Here is a 6983-nt window from a genome sequence, read left to right on the forward strand (position 1 = left end):
TGCTGATTAGGCAAGTCCTCTTGTCAACAGGGTTTGAGATGCGCTGACCCTGTATATGAAGATGAATGCAAAGGTATTCAAATTTTGTTAGCGCAAAATGTAAGAGCTAATCGTCTAGATTTCTCAAACACTGCTTTTATGCCTGAGTCTGTTAAACATAAATTAGTTAGAAATAAGCTCGAATATGATGATGTTTTAATGACGCGTAGTGGTGCTAACTTTGGAGATACTGCTGTATATAAAGGTCAGCCTGATACAATATATGCTTGTGCAGATGTATTAATTATTAGAAGCGAAAAAGTTCCAGGTGGCTATTTATCTACTTATTTAAACACTAAAATAGGTCGAGCTTTATTAACTCGTGGTGCGTATGGAATGGCACAACCTCACATAGCACCCAATTATCTTTATACAATGACATTGCCAAGATTTGGAGAATCTTTTGAAAATGGAATTGACCAGTTAGTTATTAAGTCTAATGAAAGTAAAAAGTTGGCAAAGTCCCTTTATGCTGAAGCTGAGGCTTTATTACTGCATGAACTTGGGCTAGATAACTTAGACCTCTCTGCACAGAAAAGCTATGTAGCAAATTTTAGTGAGACTGTAGAGAGCGATCGTTTTGATGCTGAGTATTTTCAAACGAAATATAAAAGATTGGTAAATTACTTATCTACTAGGTATTTAACCAAGAGTCTAAAGCACTTAGGACAAGTTACCAAAGGTAGAAGTGTTGAATATTATGATAGTGGAATCCCCGTTATCAGGTCAGGTGATTTAAATGATTTAGATAATTTAGAAGAAATCAAATATACAGATCCTAATCAACAATATTTTTTATTGCAAAATGGTGATATCTGTATATCTTCTATTGGCTTTGGTTCTATAGGTAAAATTCAGATTTTTAATAAAGAAGGAAAATATGCAACGGTTAGTGAAGTAACAGTTATTCGTCAAAAAGAGATCAACTCTTACTATTTACAAATTTTTCTTCAATCTCTAGCAGGACAACTTCAAATTGAAAGATATATTACAGGAGCAACTGGTCAGCTTCATCTATATCCCAGAGATGTTGAAAAAATTATTGTTCCTATTATTCCACAAGAGAAGCAAAGACAGTTTGAGGTATTTGTAATGCGTTCACTTCAAGCTAAAAAACAAGCTAAAGATTTACTAGAGCAAGCCAAACAACAAGTTGAGCAAATAATCTTAGGAGGTTGATTTTTAAAATGTCTACACCTCCTGAAATCATTGATGCCCTTGAATCAGTTTTATAAATTTACTTCTCAGGAGTAATTCATGGGATGCTCCCAGTGCAGCAGCAACAGTTGATTTAATACACTGTGCTACTGCGATTTTTTAATCCAACTGACTCAAAACATGGCTGACATCAACAGCTAACTTCTGCCCTAATTTCAGCAATTGACGACATTGATGATTATCTCCTTGATTCCCTAAACTAGTCAGACACAAAGGCATAATTTGACTTTGCAAACAACTAAAATATAACTCTTGGGATTGGTGCAAAGAAATACCAATATTTAGCTGATAGCTAACATCAATCAACCGTTCTAAACATTGAATTTGTGTAGCAAAACTGCCGTTGCTATCGTGTAACAATTGCCAGAGTAATCGCAGAATTAATTGCTCTAATATCTGCTTACCTTCGGGAATATTTAAGCGACAATGGAGATGTTTGGCTTCAGTGGCGATCGCCTCCAACTCGACAATATGATTTAAAGTTAAGATTGAGTCCGTAATATCTTGCTCCAGCGATCGCAATGTGATCATAGAACGTGATCCCAAAGCAATCTCGGCGGCTACCTGCAACTCTTGGGGAACCTCTAATTCATCCCGATGAAACGCCATCAACACACCGTAATTATCTCTATAGGCTTGAGTATAAAGTTGGTCTAAACGCGTCAGTGTTTCCTGACTCAATAGGCGCATAATCCGGTGGCGTTCTTCCGCAAACAGATTTTGTAAACTGAAAGTCTCTTCATTAAATAGCTGTGTCATTGCCAAAATAGTGTGGGCAGCACTTGCTTGTTGTAAAGAAATAAACAGCTTTTCCTTCAATTGGGTGTAATTACGTCGTCCCGTAAATAATTGGGTGCAGCAATGGAAATCCCAGCCACCCAAATGCAGCACAGCAAATACTAAACTCTCGCTTTCCCAGGTAATTTCTGACACCAGTTGTAAATGTCCCACCGCCAGAGTCAACGATCCCATCCGTTGCAGTTGGTAATCCATCTCATTGACGGTGTAGCAATAAACCCGCTTTTGCTCTGGATGAGAATTAGTCTTGTCTGTACCAAACAGAGAAGTAATGGCATAGTGAGCCGCTACTTGCTTCACACTTACTTGGGCAGTTTGCACCAGTTGGCGATAAACTTCCCCACCATGTCGGAAAACATTAACATTACTGGGGGCCAAAGCTAGGCGTTTGAGGAAACCTTTTTCCAACTGCACACCAGCCACGTCTCCAGCTAATTCCAAAGCACGGGAAGCATAGCGGAGAATCTGCGTACCTTCTGGGCGAGAAATTTCTTCAAAAAACCAACCGCAACTGGTGAACATAAACAAAGCGTGACGCTGCATTTCCAAGAGACGCAAAGCATCAACCTGTTCTGCGGCGGTGAGTTTGTGGGTTTGATGACGAGATAAAAAAGCATTGACATTTGCAGGGGAGCGATCGCGCATCACCTGAACATATTCATCTCGTGCTAACCAGGGATCATTAAATAACAGTCGAGCATTTTCTTCGTACACCTCAATTAGCTGATCCCGCAACCAGTTTAAAGCATCTCGCAAAGGTCGCCGCCATTTTTGATGCCAGACACCACCTTCACCCCCACAGCCACAGTCATCTTGCCATCTATCCACCCCGTGGGCGCAACTCCAAGCCGTAGCAGGTTTAATTTCCGCTTCCCAAGTGGGAGTATTCAGACTGAGATAGTGAGCAAAATTCGTCACCGTCCAACCATGCTTAGGAAACTCACCCCGAAAAGCATAAGCTAAAGTTTTCTCAGTTCCCTTTTTATGGTGTCCAAAGGTTTCCCCATCTGTAGCCACAGAAATTAATTGGGACTGACGGTGATCCCCACGTACCGCCGAGCCGATGCGTCCGGCAAAGTGACTGGAATTAAACACCACATCACTAAAACCCATATCCCGTGAAATCGGGCCATCGTAGAAAAAGATATCAATATAAGGGCGGGAATTATGCTGATCACCGTTACTGGGTTTTAAATAACACCGATAAGGACGGGTAGGATCAATTTGACCCCCGCCCACTTCTTGCCATTCCGGTTGGGGATCATGGTCAGTGGGTAAAGGACGGCAACGCTGGGCCTGAGATGGTGCCAAAATAATGAAGCGAATCCCCTCAGCCACCAAAGCCTCTAAAGTCTCATAGTCCACGCCCGTTTCTGCTAACCACATACCTTCGGGATCACGTCCAAAGCGGGAGTGAAAATCTGCTTTACCCCAGCGAATTTGGGTGTATTTATCCCGTTCATTAGCCAGAGGCATAATAATGTGATTGTATACCTGTGCGATCGCATTCCCATGACCATGCAAGCGCTGACAGCTCTTGATATCTGCCTCCAAAATACGCTGATAAACCTCAAAATCGTAGCGTTCTAGCCACGACATCAGCGTCGGTCCCATATTAAAGCTGAAATATTCGTAATTATTCACAATTTCCACCACTTCACCCTGATCATTCAAGATCCTGGCAAAAGCATTGGGGCGATAGCATTCCCAGTGAATCCGTTCATTCCAATCATGGAAAGGTGCAGCACTAGGTTGACGTTCAATCGCGTCCAAATAAGGATTTTCCCGTGGTGGCTGGTAAAAATGACCATGCACCGTCACATAAACACCAGTCGCCTGTTTCAGGTGATCAGTGTGGTGAGTATCCTGGGGAATTGAATCTGATGTCAAGTTTGCGCCAGAGTTAACTGGCCTTTCAGCAGCAGAAGTCATGTATATTTATCCAAATAAAAAACTTACAATTGCGCCGAAACCTGGGATTTAAACCTTACTACAGAAGTTTGAACCCAAAATCCGGTATACAGCAAAACTATGAGTATCGGGTACAGTGAATTTTCCTAAAAGAGCGTTTGACTAGAGCAGCAAATCTGCGTTATCCCATAGCCAGTCCGGGTTTTCTTAGCAATACTAGTCAAATATTTTAGGATCTTTTCATCTATCTATTAAACCCTATTTTTTGGGAAAAATGGGAGATGACGTTGATCCTTTTGCTACGAAGCTTTGCAAAATCTCCATAAATTGCAATCTGATTTTACAAATTGCAGACACTTAAGAATATCTTATAATCTGGTTGACATCTGTGCATGACTATCTCACCTTAAGGTAACAAACTTCAGTGAAAAACACCCTGTTTCTGGTTTTATTACTGTTTATTCCAGTTTCCCTAGCCGCTCACTTTTTAGAGTGGGGAGATTTAGCAATTTTCATTACAGCTGGTTTAGCAATTTTACCCCTAGCCGCTTGGATGGGTACAGCCACAGAAGAAATAGCTGTGGTAGTTGGCCCCTCATTGGGAGGACTACTCAACGCCACCTTTGGCAATGCTACAGAACTAATTATAGCTTTAGTGGCGCTGAATGCCGGTTTGGTGGATGTAGTCAAAGCCAGTATTACAGGTTCCATTATTAGTAACTTACTACTGGTGATGGGTTTTTCCATGCTTTTGGGTGGACTGCGTTACAAAGAACAAAAATTTCAATCAGTTGTGGCGCGAATGAATGCTTCGGCCATGAATTTGGCCGTAATTGCCATTTTGTTACCCACAGCGATGAACTATACTTCAATTGGAATTAGCGAAAAAGTTCTGCAAAATTTTTCCCTTGCAGTTGCCATTGTCTTAATTCTGGTTTACGGACTGACCCTACTATTTTCCATGAAAACCCACGCCTATTTATATGATGTCGGTGTTGCAGAGATAGAAGGGGAAGAAACACCTCATACCAAACCCAATATGTGGCTCTGGAGTGGTGTATTGCTAGTATGTACTCTGTTGGTAGCACTGGAATCAGAATTATTGGTAGGTTCTTTAGAAGTAGCCACATCACAACTAGGATTAACATCACTGTTTACCGGGGTGATTTTGGTTCCCATAGTTGGTAACGCTGCTGAACACGCCACAGCAGTCACTGTAGCTATGAAGAATAAAATGGATCTTTCCATCTCGGTAGCTGTGGGATCAAGTCTGCAAATTGCCCTGTTTGTTGCACCTGTTTTAGTAATAGCTGGGTGGCTACTTGATAAACCGATGGATTTAGATTTTAACCCCTTTGAATTAGTTGCTGTAGCGGTATCAGTTTTAATTGCTAATAGTATTAGTTCTGATGGCGAATCCAATTGGTTAGAAGGGGTTTTACTATTAGCAGCTTATGCAGTGGTGGGGTTTGCTTTCTACTTCCATCCTGTGATCAATAGTATAGGCTAATACACCAGTCCTCAATTATGTGATTTCTGAAATTCTGGTTTATCTGCTTCATCCAGGAAAAGCACATATAACAATACCCTAAATTACTGACAAATTTGATGCTACTTTGGGAGGAAGAAAGCAAATAGTCGGCTAATGTACATTTGACTCACTCAAATTCAAATAGAGCCGTTTTTTCTGGGAGTCTCTCAGTTTTGCATATTTATTACCCATTGATCCCCACCTTAATTCCACAGGAGTTGTTAAAGCAACTGGGAAGGAAATTAGGACAAAAACGGGTCATGAAAAACCTCTGAATTAGGAGATTTCCCAGTTTTTGCTTACCACAGCACTAATCACACCTTCGTGAAGGGAAAAATCAGATTTCAGCTTTCTCTCCTGACTGAAGGGGGGTTTCTCAAACAATGAGATGCTCCCTTTTTCCCCTGGATTGGTTGGGGAAAAATTAAATTTGGAGTCTTTAACTACAAAAGACACAGATAATTATATACTGACAAAACGAGTAAAAGCTATATCGTAGCAAAACAATTCTCAATCACAATGTAACTTTGATAACAACTGGAATATGAAATTATTTATAAATAATACCTGCAAATAAAAAACATACATAAATTCGGAAATATTCTCGGTATAAACCATTCCGGACTGACAACAAAATTGTCTGTCAAATTAAAAATTAGGTTATTCATAAAATAAACGGCGATGAGTGAAATAGGACTGCTGATTACTGGTATATTAAACGCCAGACAACTTTATTTGTCTCATAAATTACCGAAGCAGCAACCATTTCAGATGGAAAATAGCTCGGAGATATTAACACAAAGGAATGTCACACAAGTAGTTGACAATTCTCAAGTTACACCACCGGAATTTACAACAACAGATGCAGTTTTTGTCACTAATTTATCAACATCTCACGTAGCTAAAGCGAATGTAATTGATAAAATTAAAAAAAGGCAGTTATCGCCAGTTACTTTAACTTTAGCAAAGAACCAGCAGACTCAAGTTACTAGCCAGAATACTATGAAGATAGCGGCGCGATCGCCAAATTTTGGTAGTAGCGGTACTTTACCGACTCTGCGTTTTGGTAGTTCAGGTACTTCTGTGAGAATTTTGCAAAGGTTGTTAGTGGCTAATGGCTATGCTATTCGCGTTGATGGGGCTTTTGGTCCCCTGACTGAAACTGCTGTGAGAGCTTTCCAAAACCAACGCCGTGTGGGAGTAGATGGAGTAGTTGGCCCTGTGACTTGGCAACAATTAACCATATAGCCCACATTCCGCACCCTTAGCTGTCACACAGGGAAATTACGGAAACAAGAAAGAAAAATGAGGCTAAAAAATCACATATTAGCGAAAAAATAAATTGGCGAAAAAGAAAAACAACAAAAATGGCATCAAAACCCATTCTCAATAAGTAGCAACAAGAATGAACACCACCTAGAGGGAGAAACAGATACAGCACTTCCGTCTGTTATGAGGTACACTTAATTAAGATATAAATACTTTA

The 6983-nt window shown here is 40.4% G+C and carries 4 protein-coding genes; 3 read left to right on the plus strand and 1 reads right to left on the minus strand.

The window, feature by feature from the left end; translation table 11 throughout:
* Positions 1 to 84: 84 nt before the first annotated feature.
* Positions 85 to 1218 carry a restriction endonuclease subunit S gene (locus ACM0OP_RS23510; RefSeq protein WP_414530819.1) on the plus strand — a complete coding sequence of 378 codons (1134 nt, stop codon included), beginning with the start codon at positions 85 to 87 and terminating at the stop codon, positions 1216 to 1218.
* A gap of 138 nt (positions 1219 to 1356) precedes the next feature.
* On the opposite strand, the gene ACM0OP_RS23515 is transcribed toward ACM0OP_RS23510, so the two are convergent.
* Positions 1357 to 3987 (minus strand): DUF3536 domain-containing protein, encoded by a 2631-nt coding sequence (locus tag ACM0OP_RS23515; protein WP_414530820.1) that lies wholly within the window; start codon positions 3985 to 3987, stop codon positions 1357 to 1359.
* A 403-nt stretch (positions 3988 to 4390) separates the two neighbouring features.
* Here ACM0OP_RS23515 and cax point away from each other — a divergent pair, with 403 nt between their 5' ends.
* Positions 4391 to 5476 (plus strand): calcium/proton exchanger, encoded by a 1086-nt coding sequence (cax, locus tag ACM0OP_RS23520; protein ID WP_414530821.1) that lies wholly within the window; start codon positions 4391 to 4393, stop codon positions 5474 to 5476.
* 702 nt (positions 5477 to 6178) lie between these two features.
* Positions 6179 to 6745, plus strand: a complete 567-nt coding sequence (locus ACM0OP_RS23525) for a peptidoglycan-binding domain-containing protein (protein ID WP_414530822.1) — start codon at positions 6179 to 6181, stop codon at positions 6743 to 6745.
* The last annotated feature ends 238 nt before the right edge of the window (positions 6746 to 6983 follow it).

Origin of the sequence: Nodularia chucula CCY0103 (assembly GCF_963923915.1) — a bacterium.
Classification (GTDB): Bacteria; Cyanobacteriota; Cyanobacteriia; order Cyanobacteriales; family Nostocaceae; genus Nodularia; species Nodularia chucula.